The sequence below is a fragment of the Pseudarthrobacter sp. B4EP4b genome (genome assembly GCF_006680095.1).
Lineage (GTDB): Bacteria > Actinomycetota > Actinomycetes > Actinomycetales > Micrococcaceae > Arthrobacter.
In genome coordinates this window covers 93839-108601 of sequence record NZ_VHIJ01000031.1, presented here as the reverse complement: position 1 = coordinate 108601, position 14763 = coordinate 93839, and the positions used below count along the sequence as shown (strand labels likewise).

Annotated in this window: 14 protein-coding genes; 4 read left to right on the top strand and 10 right to left on the bottom strand. The window is 61.9% G+C overall.

Annotation, left to right across the window (positions count from 1 at the left end):
* Nucleotides 1-19: 19 nt before the first annotated feature.
* From istB to FNL14_RS11540, 4 genes are all read right to left on the bottom strand, one after another.
* Complete coding sequence (istB, locus tag FNL14_RS11555; protein ID WP_142060158.1) at nucleotides 20-808, bottom strand: IS21-like element helper ATPase IstB; 789 nt, start codon at nucleotides 806-808, stop codon at nucleotides 20-22.
* Nucleotides 808-2025 carry an IS21 family transposase gene (gene istA / locus FNL14_RS11550; RefSeq protein WP_142060156.1) on the bottom strand — a complete coding sequence of 406 codons (1218 nt, stop codon included), beginning with the start codon at nucleotides 2023-2025 and terminating at the stop codon, nucleotides 808-810. Before istA ends, istB begins: the two co-directional genes overlap by 1 nt.
* A gap of 561 nt (nucleotides 2026-2586) precedes the next feature.
* Entirely contained in the window at nucleotides 2587-3249 is a 663-nt protein-coding gene (locus tag FNL14_RS11545; protein ID WP_142060154.1) for a hypothetical protein, read from the bottom strand.
* 55 nt (nucleotides 3250-3304) lie between these two features.
* Nucleotides 3305-4450 (bottom strand): LacI family DNA-binding transcriptional regulator, encoded by a 1146-nt coding sequence (locus FNL14_RS11540; RefSeq protein ID WP_142060152.1) that lies wholly within the window; start codon nucleotides 4448-4450, stop codon nucleotides 3305-3307.
* A 553-nt stretch (nucleotides 4451-5003) separates the two neighbouring features.
* On the opposite strand from FNL14_RS11540, the gene FNL14_RS11535 reads away from it, so the two are divergent.
* The 4 genes from FNL14_RS11535 (at nucleotide 5004) to FNL14_RS11520 (ending at nucleotide 8946) form a co-directional block, all read left to right on the top strand.
* Nucleotides 5004-5954, top strand: coding sequence for a nucleoside hydrolase (locus FNL14_RS11535; protein ID WP_142060150.1), 951 nt, complete (start codon nucleotides 5004-5006; stop codon nucleotides 5952-5954).
* Complete coding sequence (locus tag FNL14_RS11530; protein ID WP_142060147.1) at nucleotides 5947-7419, top strand: MFS transporter; 1473 nt, start codon at nucleotides 5947-5949, stop codon at nucleotides 7417-7419. The genes FNL14_RS11535 and FNL14_RS11530 overlap by 8 nt, the downstream gene beginning before the upstream one ends.
* A gap of 102 nt (nucleotides 7420-7521) precedes the next feature.
* Nucleotides 7522-8532 (top strand): ribokinase, encoded by a 1011-nt coding sequence (locus FNL14_RS11525; RefSeq protein ID WP_142060145.1) that lies wholly within the window; start codon nucleotides 7522-7524, stop codon nucleotides 8530-8532.
* A gap of 117 nt (nucleotides 8533-8649) precedes the next feature.
* Nucleotides 8650-8946 carry a hypothetical protein gene (locus tag FNL14_RS11520; protein WP_142060143.1) on the top strand — a complete coding sequence of 99 codons (297 nt, stop codon included), beginning with the start codon at nucleotides 8650-8652 and terminating at the stop codon, nucleotides 8944-8946.
* 81 nt (nucleotides 8947-9027) lie between these two features.
* On the opposite strand, the gene FNL14_RS11515 is transcribed toward FNL14_RS11520, so the two are convergent.
* Genes FNL14_RS11515 through FNL14_RS11490 form a run of 6 tightly spaced genes read right to left on the bottom strand, consistent with a single transcriptional unit; the run spans nucleotide 9028 to nucleotide 14759 of the window.
* Nucleotides 9028-10164, bottom strand: a complete 1137-nt coding sequence (locus FNL14_RS11515; protein WP_142060141.1) for a glycerate kinase — start codon at nucleotides 10162-10164, stop codon at nucleotides 9028-9030.
* Nucleotides 10161-11099 carry a ribokinase gene (locus FNL14_RS11510; RefSeq protein WP_142060139.1) on the bottom strand — a complete coding sequence of 313 codons (939 nt, stop codon included), beginning with the start codon at nucleotides 11097-11099 and terminating at the stop codon, nucleotides 10161-10163. Before FNL14_RS11510 ends, FNL14_RS11515 begins: the two co-directional genes overlap by 4 nt.
* Nucleotides 11100-11138: 39 nt before the next feature.
* Nucleotides 11139-11906: an SDR family NAD(P)-dependent oxidoreductase gene (locus FNL14_RS11505; protein ID WP_142060137.1), complete on the bottom strand. Its 768-nt coding sequence runs from the start codon at nucleotides 11904-11906 to the stop codon at nucleotides 11139-11141.
* Entirely contained in the window at nucleotides 11903-13006 is a 1104-nt protein-coding gene (locus FNL14_RS11500; protein WP_142060135.1) for a Xaa-Pro peptidase family protein, read from the bottom strand. Before FNL14_RS11500 ends, FNL14_RS11505 begins: the two co-directional genes overlap by 4 nt.
* Nucleotides 13007-13044: 38 nt before the next feature.
* The gene (locus tag FNL14_RS11495) at nucleotides 13045-13974 is read right to left on the bottom strand and encodes a polysaccharide deacetylase family protein (RefSeq protein WP_142060133.1); all 930 of its coding nucleotides are present in this window, start codon (nucleotides 13972-13974) and stop codon (nucleotides 13045-13047) included.
* Entirely contained in the window at nucleotides 13974-14759 is a 786-nt protein-coding gene (locus FNL14_RS11490) for an SDR family NAD(P)-dependent oxidoreductase (protein ID WP_142060131.1), read from the bottom strand. Before FNL14_RS11490 ends, FNL14_RS11495 begins: the two co-directional genes overlap by 1 nt.
* Nucleotides 14760-14763 lie beyond the last annotated feature (4 nt).

Genomic DNA, 14763 nt, shown 5'->3' with positions numbered 1-14763 from the left:
TGAGCCACGTTGACGCTGGTTATTCTGCCGTATTTTCCGGTCTTGTCGAGGGCAGCGAGTCGACCTGCGTGTGTTTGAGGCGGTAGCTGGAGCCCTTGAGGGTGATGACTTCGGCGTGGTGGACGATGCGGTCGATCATGGCCGAGGCGACGACCTGATCGCCGAAGACGTCGCCCCAGCGGGCGAAGGGCAGGTTTGAAGTCAGGATCAGCGAGGCGTGTTCGTAGCGGGATGAGACCAGTTGGAAGAACAGGTTTGCGGCGTCCTGCTCGAACGGGATGTAGCCGACTTCGTCCACGATGATCAGGCCGTAGCGGCGCAGCCTGACCAGTTCCTGGGGCAGCCTGCCGTTCTGGTGGGCTGCCTGGAGCCGGGCGACCCAGTCGATGGCGGTGGCGAACAGGACCCGGTGACCGATTTGGGTGGCCCGCAGGCCCAGGCCTGTGGCGAGGTGGGTTTTTCCGGTTCCGGGCGGTCCGAGCAGGACGATGTTGGACGCTTCGGTGAGAAACGAGCCGGTGGCCAGGTGTGCGATGGTGTCACGTTTGAGGCCGGGCTGGTGATCGAAGTTGAAGTCCTCGAGCGACTTGCGGGCCGGGAAGCCGGCGGCCCGGGCCCTGATTTCGGCGCCGGAGGCTTCCCTGGCTGCGACTTCCCGGGACAGGACAGCGGCGAGGTATTCCTCGTGCGTCCACCCACCTTCGCGGGCCTGGTCTGCGAGCCGGGTGGCAGCTTCCCGGATCCGGGGTGCCTTCATCGCCCGGGAGTAGTACTCGATCTGGCCCGTCGTTTCTTTGGCTTCGGGCATCAGGCGACCTGCCCGTCATCCAGGACCACACCGAAGGCGCGGTCGTAGTCCGCCAGGTCCCGCAGCCCGGTTGTCTCGGCCACTGGTGACGGTTTTTGGAAAGCCTGCCGCAGTGCCCTTGCCGCCTCGACGTGCTCGGCGTCGGTGATGGTCAGACCGGCACCCCAGGACCGGGTGTGAGTCCCGACGGGTCTGCCGTCCAGGCTGATCCTGACCGTTTCCAGGTTGGCGGTGACGTCGACGAACCGGCCGATGGCCTGCGGGTGGACCGAGTAGTCGTTGGATCCCATCCGGACGTAGTAGTCCCTCGCCAGCCGAACCCTTGCGGTGAAGCCGGTGACCGGGGGAACCGGTGGCAGCGCCAGCATGGCCGCCTTGTCCACGGCGAGCAGGTCCGCCGGGCGGGCACCAGTCCGTCTGACGAGCCGGGCGTTGGCTTTCGGCAGCCACTGGCCGAGCTGGGTGTTGAAGTCCTCCGGAGAGGCGAAGACCCGGCCCGGCAGGAACGAAGTCTCCAGGAACTGGTTTGCCCGCTCCACCACGCCCTTGCTCTCCGGGTCGTATGGTTTGACCTGCACGATCCGGGTGGCCAAGACCCCGGCGAACGCGGCCACCCCTGCGGCGTAGCTGTTCCGCCGCCCGATGCCGGTTTCGTTGTCCCAGATCAGCCGCCGCGGAACCGCACCCAGGGATCCGAGCAGCTCCCACATCCCAGCCAGCAAGTCCCCTGTCATCCGGGACGGGATCATGCGGGCCATGATGAACCGTGAATGCGAGGACACCATCACCAGCACCGGCAACACCCTGGCCTTGCCCGCACCGACAGGTATCCGCACCTCAGGGAACCAGAGATCGCACTGCGCCTGATCTCCGGGGTCGTAAGTGATCCGGTCCGCTGGATCAGCCGGGGCATACTCCGGCCGGATCCTGGCCACGTTCTCCCGAAACCACGCCCGGGACCCTGACCACCCGACCCGCTCCGCCAAGACCGTCGCCGGCATCCGCGGGTTCTCCTGCAACAGAGTACGAATGGCTGGCTCGACGGCCTTGATCCCGGACTCCTGAGGCGCCCGCACATACGCTGGCGGACTGTCAGAGCTGCACGCCTTCGCCACCGTGTTCCGGGAGATCCCCAACCGTGCCGCTATCGACCTCATCGACTCACCCTCGGCAAGATGCAACCGCCGAATAAGCGCCCAATCCTCCACTGTGATCACCAACCCAATCGTTTGAACGGGTGGCTCAGTTTTCAACCGTCACAATGGCTCAGTTTTCGACCGTCACCGACAGCAGCATCGTGGTGGAACCCGAACCAGTGATCCGTAAGAGCACATCTGTGCACGCCAATCCCTAAACCACTCCCCCGCCCAGTGGCGCTTAGCTTTTTCACGGGCCGAATCATTAGGAATCCTCAACCGGTCTAGCGTCGAAAGTTGTGGCGAAATAGGTACACCCCAATCTGACGGAAGGTGCCCTATCGGCGCCCTAAACAACGTGAGTAGCGGTAGCTTTTGAGCACTCCCGTTCTTCGACGAACTGAGTCTCTCGGTACGAGCCCGACATTCCCTCCTCGGTACGTTGACTCGCTCAGACCCTCCAGTCCCGAGCGTTTCTCGTTGCAGAATTGACTCAGTCCTGCGACTGAGTCGTCTTTTGCTCCAACCGGCTCTGGCGAGTTCTATTAGCGCCTCTGATGATCCACCGCTGGCGAGGGCGGCGCCGCACCACCTGGTCGCGAGGGCCGCCGGGCTGCCCGATTGAGCTTTCTGGGGAGAAAATCAGGACAGCGATGGCAATGGCGATTCAATCTGGGCGGCTTCTGCCCGCTGTGTTCGCATGTCCAGAATCTTGCTCAGCACTGGTTGCCAGTCTGACCATCCGTCTATGCGGGGACCAGGCAGATGTCGGTTGTAATGGTAGGTAAAGCGGACTAGGTCCCACTCTGGTTGTGCTTGACCGGTAACGAACGGTTTGTCATCGATGAGGACATCACCCCGGACCCGGGTCTTATCCCGCGTAATGACGGTAGCCTCAGCCATCGCGGGCCCCAGGTAGCGCTGCACCCATCGAAGCTTGTCTGAGGCACACGTTGCATTACTTAGCCAGGGACTTGTGCATAATGCGACGTCAACACCAGCGGCGAGCATCTCTTCGACGGCGGCGAGTGCGCCCTTAACCGGCAGCATTCCTGCAAAGAAGCCAGGCTCATCGAGGACCGTTGCAGTTGCCTGTTGTTCTTCGGTCGTTAGACCTGCAAATAGATCGAAGCTTTCCCGTTGCCCCGCTTCGGCGATTAAAAGGTGGGGAAACAGCCGCCGATGAGAGGCAACGAATTGTTCTTCCCAGCGGCACAAGACCTCGTCCATGTCCACCAACACGACAGGCGCTCGGCCGTGTGCTTGTATAAATCTTCTAACCGCTGCCGGGAATTCACGGGGCATGGGACCTAACCTTCTTGATCTCGTCGAGGCAAGTGCTTGAACTGCCGTCTATTCACTAAGCAAGGGCTGTTGTGTTTCCGGGCAGGAGTTGAGTGGTTCCGCCCGTCTGGAGGCGCGGTTCGAACTGTTCATTGACGAATGTCGGCCGGATGTGTCCACGCATGCGGCGGACAAGCGCTTCGATTGCTGCATTTGAAATCTGTTCCAGGGGCTGCTTGATTGTCGTCAATGACGGTTCCACGATTGTTGAAAGGACAGTTCCATCGAAGCCTGTCACTTTGGTTCTGCCGGGTACGTCGACGCCAGCTCTTCGAAGTTGCCCGTAGGCGCCAAGTGCAATCAAGTCGTCCCCGCAGACTATGGCGTCAGGAATAGGGTCTTGGATGCTCATTGCCTGTGTGCCTGTTTCGTACGTGAACTGGTGGCGGAAAATTCCGACGAGATCCAGGCCCACGGTTGCAGCGATTTCCTGGAAGGCTTCGGCTCGTTCCGTACCGGGACTTGTCGCGTCGTCGCCTCCGACAAATTGGACAGTTCGGACACCTTGGGCTGCCAGATGCTCCGCGATAAGTGTCATGCCGGCCCTGTTATCCACGCCGACGTAGTCTGCGGTGTCCTCGCCGGCACGGCGGTCCAGCTGCACCAGGGGAACTTCTCCAGCGGTGGCAACAACGGCAGCGGCGGACTGACCATAACAGGCAGGAACGACTAATATGCCGTCGACTTGTCTGGCCAGCAGAAGACCCAGCCGCCGCTCTTCAGCTTCGGTGTCTGCATGGGAATCCGCCACTATAAGCTGATACCCCTTGTCGTGGAGGCCGGATTCCACCGCACGAATTAGCTCGGCGAAGAACGGGTTCTCGATATGCGGCACAACCATGCCCACCGTGTTCGAGCTGCCGCGACGCAGAGCCTGGCCAATCACATTCGGCTTATAACCCAGTCCGCTTGCCACAGCCCTGACGTGCTCAATTGTTTCCGCCGACACTCGGCCGCGGCCGGTCATGGCCCGTGAAGCTGTGCCGACGGAAACACCCGCAGCAATAGCCACATCATTCAAAGTCACGGCCGGCATGCTCTGTTGATTCCTTTCCAAGCCCGCGTAATCGCCCACCTCTGACCAGATACGGCTTCCATTCAGCCGCGGCCCTTTGTGCCCGCGGCTGAAGGCCTGGGCAAAGACATGGGGGCGGCCATCCATCGCAGAGCTAAGCCTTCTCGAAAAGCCTGATAACGAACTCCCCCAAGGATCCGTTTGACAGCATACCCCGCCGTCCTTACGCTTATAAAGCGCTTGCGTAATCGATTACGCACTGAGACAATGAGGTAGCAGATGGTAGAGAAAATGACGGCAGCAACCCCCACCCCGTGGTTGCTAACGGGGCGGGTTCCGGCGGTGCAAATGGCTTCGACGGCGGAGCTGGACGCGGCTCGCGTCTGTCGCAAGGCACGAGTTTGAGTACCGTCCAACCTACCTGAAGCCGACCGGACCGCGGCACCGCCACAACCCCGGCCCCATGACGGCCCCGGGATCATCGCCCTAAGGTATTGCCGGAACGCGAACGGCACCCGCCCTAATTCCAGACAGAGGAACCTGCCTGCGTACATGGGTACAAATGCTCTGGATGCCGGTGACGCAACCCATCCCATCCCACATGCCCGGGACTGAAGTCTCTCCCTCATGCCTATGGCCACTTCAGGCCTGCCCAACTCACCCATCACCGCTGATGTGAAAAAACAGAAAGAGGAAAACAATGACCAAGATCATTCTGGACTGCGATCCCGGACACGACGACGCGATTGCGCTGATGCTCGCCCACGGGAACCCGGATGTGGAACTTGTGGCCGTAACGACGGTGGGCGGCAACGCCGTACTTGAGAAGACGACTAAGAATGCCCTGGGCGTGCTGACGATTGCGGGAATCACCGGCGTCCCGATCGCTGCCGGCTGCGCCCACCCCTTGATGCGCGAAGGCGAAGACGCCGACGTTCACGGCGAGTCGGGGCTGGACGGTGTCGTGCTGCCCGAACCGGCAATGGAGCTCGACCCTCGTCACGGCGTTGACCTCATCATCGACACCATCATGGAAGCGGAGCCGAAGACCATCACGCTCGTTCCCACCGGACCTCTGACAAATATTGCGATGGCCATGCGTAAGGAGCCGCAGATCATCGACCGCGTGAAGGAAGTCGTTCTGATGGGCGGCGGCGTTCACGTCGGGAACTGGTCTGCGGTTGCGGAATTCAACATCAAGATCGATCCGGAGGCCGCGGCCATGGTGTTCGACGCTCCGTGGGAGGTCACCATGTGCGGTCTGGACGTCACCCACCAGGCCCTGGCAACGGATGAAGTAGCCGAGCGGATCAAGGCATTGGACACCCCCCTGTCCGAGTTTGTCCTTGGACTCTTTGGCTTTTTCCGCAAGGCCTACCACGATGCCCAAGGCTTCGATTTTCCCCCGGTCCACGATCCGGTAGCAGTGGCCCGCGTTATAGATCCGTCCATCGTTGGTACGGTCCGTGCACCTATCGTGGTCGAAACCCGCGGCGACTATACCCTGGGCATGACCGTAACGGAGCTGCGTCCGGCCCACATCCCCGCGGATTGCCACACCCAGGCGGCCATGACCCTGGATGCGGATCGGTTCTGGGATTTGGTCATCGATGCCATCGCTCGACTGGGCAAGGACAACTCCAATGGCTAAGGGCGCCGAGGACACCCTGGAGCGAACAGAAGCCCGGCTTGGTCCCCATGAAGTGTTGGTGTCAGGCCAGATTGTCGTCCTGAAGCGCAAGAGCACGGCGGCGCTGATGTTCGCTCTGCTTTCGGCCTGCTTTGCGTTTCAGCTCAACGCCTCGATGCTTTCACCGGCATTGAAGGGCATGGAAACTCAGCTGCACGCAACTACGGCGCAGATCGGCCTCACCCAGACGGCATTTTTCGCCTCTGCCGCTGTTTTCTCCCTGTTCCTTCCCCGGTTGGCTGATCTTCGCGGCCGCCGCCGAGTGCTCACCTTGATGCTCCTCGTCACCGGAATTGGCTGCGTGATCAGTGCCATGGCAACGGACGTCACATGGCTTTTCGTTGGCCGCATCGTTCAAGGCGTGGCAGGCCCTGTTGTGGTCATGTGCCTGATCCTTTTGCGCACACACGTAACCGATCCCAGGAAGTATGCGCTGCTGCTGGGCATCATCACCTCCGTCAACGGCGGAATCGCCGGCGTGGACGCCATCGCTGGCGGTTGGCTCTCAGAGAATTTCGGGTTCTCCTCAATCTTCTGGTCAATGGCTGTTGTTGCCCTCTTCGCGGCCTTGGCGCTGCGGCTAATGGCCAACGAGTCCACAGTCGCGGATCCACCGCCCATGGACTGGATCGGCACCATTCTGCTGGTCGTCGCGGTTGGCAGCATTTACCTCGTCTTTAACGAACTGGCTGCCTTGGCGAACACCAACTGGGGACTAATTGGGGTTCTGGCAGTGGTGGCCGTGATCGCTTTTGTCGCGTTCTGGAAGACCGAGTCCAAAGTTGCCCATCCCCTGGTGACGATCAAGTACCTTCGGAGCCGGGCCACTTGGGGTCTGCTGCTCACGACGCTGCTGACGTTGACCGGCGTGTTTGCTGTGATGAACCAGATCGTCCCGGCCATAGCGCAGGATACCGAGTCAGGGGCTGGCCTAAGCGCCTCGCTTGCTCCATTCGTCACTCTGACGCCCTATGCGCTGGCAGGACTGGCGATGGGACCCGTGTCGGGATACCTGGCGGGCAAGTTCGAGTACAAGCGCGTTCTGCAGGTCGGATTGTTCTGCAGTGTCGTCGGCGTGGTGCTGACCCTGGCTATGATCAAGTCGGAAAATCTGCCGCTTTTGACCGGGATATCGATTCTGGTCGGAATTGCGTACGCAGGCATGGCAAACATCATGCTCAACGGACTGTGCGTGGTCCTTTCACCATCGGACAACCCCGGGTATCTGCCGGGACTGAACGCAGGTGCATTCAACCTCGGGGCAGGGCTGTCATTTGTTGTTCTGCCCCTCGTTCAGACTGCCCTTCATGAGCACGGTGGAATTGAAGCCGGATACACCGGAGGCATCATCACTGGTGCAGCCATTCTCCTGTTGGCCTTTGCCTCCAGCTTCCTAATACCAAAACCGCAGGCTGGCCGCAGCTAGTCATACGGATTCGAAACTCGATGCTGGCGGCGGGAACTATTCGTGTCCCCGCCGCCCACCCATCTCCACCCACTGGCTATCACACAGAGGAGCGTGCCCAGCATGGCCCCAGTAACCTCTCTGCCCACCGACATTTATCTCGCCAGGGCACTGGAACATATCCATGGAAGAGTCACCGTGGTCGGCTCGGCCAACGCTGATCTCACCGTCCACACAGAGACCCTCCCCCGTCCAGGTCAGACGGTCCTTGGCACCCCGGTTCGCGTCCTTCCCGGAGGAAAGTCCGCAAACCAGGCAGTGCAGGCAGCGCTGCTGGGAGCCAGCGTCAAGTTCGTTGGCGCTGTAGGCGAAGACCATCACGGTGAACTGCTCCGGGCATCCATGCACCGGGCCGGCGTGGTCCTGACCGACTGCGTGCAGTCTTCTTCTGAGACCGGCACGGCAGTTGTTGTCGTTGATAACAGCGCGGAAAACACCATCGTTATTTCCCCTGGGGCCAACAACGATGTCACCGACGCACTGGTGAACGACCACGCAGATGCCGTAAGGCAGGCCAAAGTACTCGGCCTGTGCCTGGAGACGCCGATAACCGGAGCGCTGGCCGCCGCGCGGCTGGCCGCGGCCAGTGGCACTCTCGTTCTCCTAAACCTCTCGCCTTATCGCAGTGTTCCCGCCGAACTCCTGCGTCTGACCGACGTGCTGATCGTGAACGAGAACGAACTGGCAGACTTGCTGCCCCCCCATGTCGCTTCGGGGCTGAATGACTTCGACAGTGACGACCAAGGCAGGATTGCTGCCGGTTTGTCCCAGCTTGGCGTTGAACAAGCTGTGATCACTCTGGGACCCCGCGGGTCCCTTGTCATCGAAGGCGCCAGCACAACAGTAGTTCCTGCCATCCCCACGGATGCTATTGATACCACCGGCTGCGGTGACGCTTTCTTCGGGACGGTCCTTGCGGCATTGGCCTCCGGAACACCGCTCTTGGACGCCTGCCGTTTAGCCAGCTGCGTAGCAAGCATCGCGGCGACCGGACACGGCGCGCAGGCCAGCTACGCGGACCGCGCGCGGACAGCGGCTTGCTTGACGTCCTTGGCCAGCCTGCAGATCCGATGAATATCAACATGCTGCAGACCGCGGTGACCGGTTCCGCCCAAACTGTTCGGGCTGAGCCGGGATGCCGCAGAGAAGGCGCGAGCACTCACGTAATCCTCGAATTCCCGGTTGGGCAGAATGGTTGAACTTGTCGCCAACGTACTTGGCTGGGTCGGAACCGTCGCGTTGCTGCTTTCCTTCGGGCTCCTCACCGTCAAACGCATTGAGTCCGACGGGTACCAATATCAAGCACTCAACGCCGCCGGCGCGTTCCTTCTGGCGATCACCACGGCACAAGCCCACGCCTGGTCCGTAGTGGCTCTAAATTCCATCTGGTGCATCGTCGCCTGCGCAGGGCTGTTCCGTTCCAGAAAGGAACGACCAGCATCGAATCGCAAACGAGCACTTAAAGACTCACGAGCCAACGGGGACTAAGTCTCTTGAGGCTGTGGGCACCGCCGCGGTTAGAGGGGAGCTTGCTGTTCCCGCCCGTGCGGCCCGCGGTAATCGCAGCCGTTACGAGCTGGCTGCAAAGCTGGAGGCAAGTTCGGCGCCGGCGATCCTCAGGTACGTCTCCGGATCGGCCATGGCGGATCTGGAATCCCCCGCGAGGTCCGACAGGGAGATGGCGTTCGAAAATCCTTCCGTTTCCGAGCCGATGGCACCGGCGACAAGGGCAACCGGCACGTCAAACGCAGCGGCCGTACGGCGCAATTGACCCACTACTTTTCCGAGGTCCGACTGCCGATCAAATCGCCCTTCCCCGGTGATGAGGAGATCCGCATGTTTGACGCGCGACGGCAGGTTCAGGAGTGATGCAATCTCTTCAGCCCCAGACTTCATGTCCGCGCCCCAGACCATGAGGCCGAACCCCGTCCCGCCAGCCGCACCGGCACCAGTGGTTTGAGGATCGATACTGAATAACGCCGCAAAATGCTCGAGTGCGGAATCCATGAGAGGAATGTCTTGCCTGGATGCACCTTTCTGAGGCGCAAAGACAGCTGCTGAGCCGTTCGGCCCGGTGAGCGGATTGGTCACGTCCGTCAGGACCACCACGCCGTTCTCGGGCAACGGCAAAACCGCGGACGCATCAACACATACGGCATCTGAGAGTCCCCTGTTCCCGGGGCGGATCGGTTTGTCGTTTTTATCAAGGAACCGATAGCCCAGTTCCTGCAGCATCCCGGCACCACCATCTGTGCATGCGCTTCCACCGATGCCCAGGACAAGCCTCGAAACTCCCGCCTCCAGAGCAGCAACGATCGCCTGCCCGAACCCGGTGCTTTGGGCATCGAGGGGACTCAGGTGCTCCAAAAGGGTAATGCCGCTGGTTGACGCCAGCTCCACGACCCCTGTGCTTCCCCGAGAGCCGAAGGCCGGCGGCAGGTAAAGCCATTCGGCTTCAACTGGCTGCCCGCCGGGACCTGCGACGCGGATCGGACGCCGGTCCGCAGACGGATATATCGACTTCAGCGCATCGATCGTGCCTTCGCCGCCATCGGCCATGGGTGCCAACTGGATGTGGTCCTGTCCGCGCACGGAAGACCAGCCGAGGGCAATATTGCGAGCAACAGCCTCCGCAGTAGCTGAACCTTTGTAGGAATCCGGAGCGATAAGAATCCGCGCCGGCCGTGAAGCAATAAGCTGGCTCATGGTTGTAGGCTCGCTGCCGAGAGAAGGATTTGGAGGTCATTGCGCCTTCCATAAGACGCCTGAGCGCCCCGGTTTTGGGCAGCCCATGCCCCCGCCAGGGCACCGGTTCTGGCCGCCTCAACCAGGGTGCGTCCGGCCGCCAGCTCGGCAGCGACAGCGCCCATGAAAGCGTCTCCGCATCCTGTGGTGTCAACGGCAGTGACCTGGACGGCGCCGATGCAGGTTACGGTGGGTGCCTGATACCCGGGTTCAAAGACCACGGCTCCCGTCTTGCCTCTGGTCACGATTGCGCACTTCGATCCCAGGTCCAGGACTCTGCGGGCGTAGTAGTCCCACCCTTGACCCAGGTCCTGCTCCCCGAGCAGCGCGAGCATCTCGCCTTCATTGATGATGAGCACCTCAACGTTCCCAAGGAGCTGGGCCGGGAGTACTTGCATCGGCGAAGCGTTGAGAAGGACGTGTGCGCGGGCGGACGCGGCGCGTTCCGCGACGGAGATAACTGTTGGAAGGGGCACTTCAAGTGCCATCACAACGATGGGGCCGCCTTCGAGGTCCACGTCGGGGAGGTCCTCAGGTGCGAGGGTGGAGTTGGCGCCAGGGGAAACGATGATGGTGTTTTCGCCGTCCTGGTTCACTGCGATCATCGCTGCGCCGGTGCTTTTGTCGGGGCTTCGTCTGACCCGGGAGGTGTCGACGCCTTTTGCCGCGGCCTCAATAATGAGCCGGTCACCCAGTTCGTCCGCACCCACCACACCGACCAGGCTCACGTCCGCTCCGAGGAGTGCGGCCGCGGTTGCCTGATTAGAGGATTTGCCGCCGGGTTCTGTCCTGAGGTCGGTCCCCAGGACAGTTTCGCCGGGGGAAGGGAACCCCCCGACTGTGGTCGTTAGGTCGGCATTCATCGACCCCACGACCAGTACTTTCACGTCGGGCATTTGTCTTACGCCTTTCTGTCTTAGACCGCTATGGACGCGTCAGGAAACCGGCATAAAGACAGTCAGCCCGCCGTCGACGACCAGGTGCTGCCCGGTTACGTAGCTGGCTTCATCGCTGCTCAAGAACCTGACAGCATGGGCAATTTCCTCAGGGCGTCCTACCCGTCCGATCGGGATTTTCGTTCCTGCCGTTGCAAGGCCTTCGCGGCCGAATGAATTCGTGCTGTCCTGGGTCTGAGCTGTGTCGATAACGCCTGGAACGATGGAGTTGACCCGGATTCCGCGGGGAGCCAGTTCCACCGCGAGGGCCTTGCAGAGGCCCAGGACCCCTGCTTTGGCTGCCGTGTAGTGGGCGTGGTCGGCCCACCCGTAGACGCCTCCGGAGATGGAAGAAATGCCCACCAGGGCGCCGCCGTGGTCCATGCGGGAGGCGGCGCTGCGGAAGAGGCGCATGACCCCACCCAAGTCGACCGACATCAGGTCGTTCCAGGCATCGTCGGTTAGTTCGTCCAGCGGGTGCAACCGGACGATTCCTGCGTTGGCGACTGCTATGTCAAGGCGCCCCCATTCGTCGACCGCGCGCTGGGCGAACCTATCCACCTCGTCGGCACTGCGTACGTCGAGTTCGTGGACGACCCCTTCTCCCCCGGCTTCTTTCACAAGGTTCAAGCTCTCGTACGGGTCATGGGGGTCGCCAGGGAACGCCCCGATGACGGATCGGATTCCAGCCCTCGCAAAAGCCACTGCGGTGGCACGGCCGATGCCGCTCGCGGCACCTGTGATAACCGCGGTCTTGAAATCTGTCATGGTTCCTTCTTGGGTGGTAGCGGGTGTGAGCGGCTGATCCGCCGCACTGTTTTGGGGTAATCGGATAAGGGGAGACCGCCGGCCTCACCCACGAGGTAGGTGTTGGCGACCCCGGCTGCCTCCTGCCCGTCCTCACCTAGGGGGCTCGGGTGCAAGGCGATGGCCTCACCGTCGAGCAGTGTCCACGCGGAGTCATTGGTGACGGGTAGGGGTATCTCATCCAGGCCAAGGCAGTGTCCGAAGCCGATGGCGTGGCGCCCCTGCCCGGTCAGGAATTCCGCGACGGCGCTGGCTGGGTGTCCGCCATGGAGGTGGCTCGCGGCACCATCAAGAGCCTTAACGGCCTGTCCGGCCAAGATGAGGCGTTGGGTGGGCACGTTCCCCACGGCGAACAATGCACCGAGTTCGACCCAGTGCCCGTCGGCCGCGGCGGTTTCGATGAAGACAGTGACCAGGTCGCCGTCCAGGATGGGCCTGTCGCCGGGGGGCTGGCCATGGAACTCGTTGGCGGCGACATGAATGATGTCAAATACCGAGCCGTGGGAACGGAGATACTGCGCGATAGCACCGGCGACGGCTGCTTCGGTGCCGTCGCTGCCCAGCTGGTGTGCAGCGGCTTCCATTGCGCCCTCAGCCCTGGCCATGGAACGGCGGAGCTGTTGTGTTTTGGTTCTTTCCGGTTGCCGTCGCAGTGATTCCAGAATGCCGAAGGCGTCGCTGACCTCAGCCCCGGGCTCCAGGGCCGCGAGGATCCCGCCGTGGTCTTTGTGGGGCAGACCATTCTTATCTGAAGCGGCCAGACCCACGGTCCCGGGTCCCGTGGCTGCCGCGATTTCCTTATACAGCGTTGCCTTGGGGCCGTTGCCTGGGGCGCGGACGACAACTCCAGGCGCCAGAGACTGGTCCATGAGCACGTAGCGGGCAGCCTGGGCCGTGGAGGCGATGACTTCTGGCGCCCGGCCCCGGGCAACGACAACGAACAATCCCTTGTTAGCGGGGATGTGCCCGGTGAGGTGCGTGATGTTGCCGTAATGGGCGACCTGTCCTCGGCCGTGGATGACGAGTGCGTCCAGCCCCTCGCTTTCGAGGGTTTCCCACACCGAACGCCAGCGTGACCGGTATGGAACCCGTTCGCCGGTCAGCAAGACGCCCGCAGGCTGTCGACGAGCGGGAAGTCCTGGTGGTGTGTGGACCACCAGTCTGCGATATCGTTTCGCCGTGCGAACCAGACGCCGCCCCTTTGCTGGGCGTAGGTGATGAACTCGCGCAAGGCCGAGGTGCGGGCGGCTTGGCCCACCAGCCTTGGGTGCAGCCCGATGGACATCATCTTGGGGAAGCCGCGTTCGCCTTCGAGCCACAGTTCGTCGAAGGCGCGTTTGATGTAGTCCAGGAACTCCGAGGGGTTTTTGGACCCCTGGGAATCGTTGTAGGTCTGGGAATACGGTACGACGAGGTGTTCCTTGCCGTTGACCGTGGTGAAGTACGGAAGGTCGTCGTTATAGGCGTCGCAGTCGAAGTCGAAGCCTCCTTCTTCGACGACAAGCTCCCGGGTGTTCACGGACGGCCCGTACCGGCAGTACCAGCCGGTGGGCCGGCTCCCCCAGGTCTTTTCAAAGGATTCCACGGCCAGGCGGATGTGTTCGCGTTCCTCGTCCCGGCTCAGGCGCCAATGTTCTTCCCATCGCCAGCCGTGGGAGACCAGGTCGTGGCCTGCTCGGCTGGCGTAGGCGGCGACGGCGGGATTCTTCTCAAAGGCCACGGCGCAGCCGAAGAAAGTTGCCGGCACGTGAAGCTCGTCGAAGAGCCTCAGGAGCCGCCAGATTCCGGCCCTGCTCCCGTACTCGTACATCGACTCCTGCGCCAGGTCGCGCACGTGCGCCGGAAACCGGTAGCCGGAGTCGCCCAGCACGTCGTTCTCACCGTCTCCTGCAGCGTGGGAGTACTCGGAACCTTCCTCGTAGTTCACCACGATGTTAACTGCAATGTTTGCATTGTCCGGCCAGGTGACTTTCGGGATGTGTGCACCGTAGCCCACCAGGTCACGCTGCGGTCCTGTAAGCGTTGTCATCAGTACGCCATCCATCCGCCGTCAACCAGCAGGTTATGTCCCGAGATGTAGCTGCAGTCATCTGATGCCAGGAACAGGGCGGCGCCCGCGACGTCTTCAGCCCGGCCCAGCCTTGGGAAGGGCGTGCGGGACCGGGAGTACTCGAGGACGGGGTCGGTCATGTCAACCTCACCGGGATGGGTGCCGGTGATGATACGCCCCGGGGCGATGCCGTTGACGATAATTCCATGTTTGGCGTAGTCGACGGCGAGCTGCCGGGTCATCTGGATCATTCCGCCTTTACTGACCGCATAGGCAAAGAAATCAGGAGGACCCACGAGTCCGTGCTGGGAGGCCACGTTGATCACCCGGCCGCGGACTTCACCGATGGGCTCCTGGTCAATCATTTGGCCGATTCCGCGTTTACAGCTGAGAAACTGACCCCGAAGATTCACGTCCATCAAGCGGTCCCAGTCTTCTTCACTGGTGTTGAGCACGGAGGAGGAGAAGACAAGGCCGGCGTTGTTGACGAGGATGTCCAGGCGCCCGTACTCGTCAACGGCGCGGTTCACGAGCCTGTCGACGGCGACAGCGTCCGAGACATCAGTCTGCTGGAATACGGCGCTGCCGTTTTCAGCGGTGATGAGGTCGGCGGTGGGCCTTTCGTCGTCACCGCTCCAAATCGGGCTTTCCCGGATGTCGCTGACCACGACATTCGCCCCCTCGCGGGCGAAGCGGACAGCGATGGCCCGCCCGATTCCGGAGGAGCTTCCGGTGACAATTGCTGTGCGGCCTGCGAGGCGCATGGGG

Bases quoted from the DNA above. Each gene is read 5' to 3' on its own strand.
- FNL14_RS11505 (WP_142060137.1), bottom strand. From the start codon at position 11,906: ATGACAGATTTCAAGACCGCGGTTATCACAGGTGCCGCGAGCGGCATC.
- FNL14_RS11530 (WP_142060147.1), top strand. From the start codon at position 5,947: ATGGCTAAGGGCGCCGAGGACACCCTGGAGCGAACAGAAGCCCGGCTT.
- FNL14_RS11535 (WP_142060150.1), top strand. From the start codon at position 5,004: ATGACCAAGATCATTCTGGACTGCGATCCCGGACACGACGACGCGATT.
- FNL14_RS11515 (WP_142060141.1), bottom strand. From the start codon at position 10,164: ATGAGCCAGCTTATTGCTTCACGGCCGGCGCGGATTCTTATCGCTCCG.
- FNL14_RS11520 (WP_142060143.1), top strand. From the start codon at position 8,650: ATGGTTGAACTTGTCGCCAACGTACTTGGCTGGGTCGGAACCGTCGCG.
- FNL14_RS11495 (WP_142060133.1), bottom strand. From the start codon at position 13,974: ATGACAACGCTTACAGGACCGCAGCGTGACCTGGTGGGCTACGGTGCA.
- FNL14_RS11490 (WP_142060131.1), bottom strand. From the start codon at position 14,759: ATGCGCCTCGCAGGCCGCACAGCAATTGTCACCGGAAGCTCCTCCGGA.
- FNL14_RS11540 (WP_142060152.1), bottom strand. From the start codon at position 4,450: ATGGATGGCCGCCCCCATGTCTTTGCCCAGGCCTTCAGCCGCGGGCAC.
- istB (WP_142060158.1), bottom strand. From the start codon at position 808: ATGCCCGAAGCCAAAGAAACGACGGGCCAGATCGAGTACTACTCCCGG.
- FNL14_RS11525 (WP_142060145.1), top strand. From the start codon at position 7,522: ATGGCCCCAGTAACCTCTCTGCCCACCGACATTTATCTCGCCAGGGCA.
- FNL14_RS11545 (WP_142060154.1), bottom strand. From the start codon at position 3,249: ATGCCCCGTGAATTCCCGGCAGCGGTTAGAAGATTTATACAAGCACAC.
- FNL14_RS11510 (WP_142060139.1), bottom strand. From the start codon at position 11,099: ATGCCCGACGTGAAAGTACTGGTCGTGGGGTCGATGAATGCCGACCTA.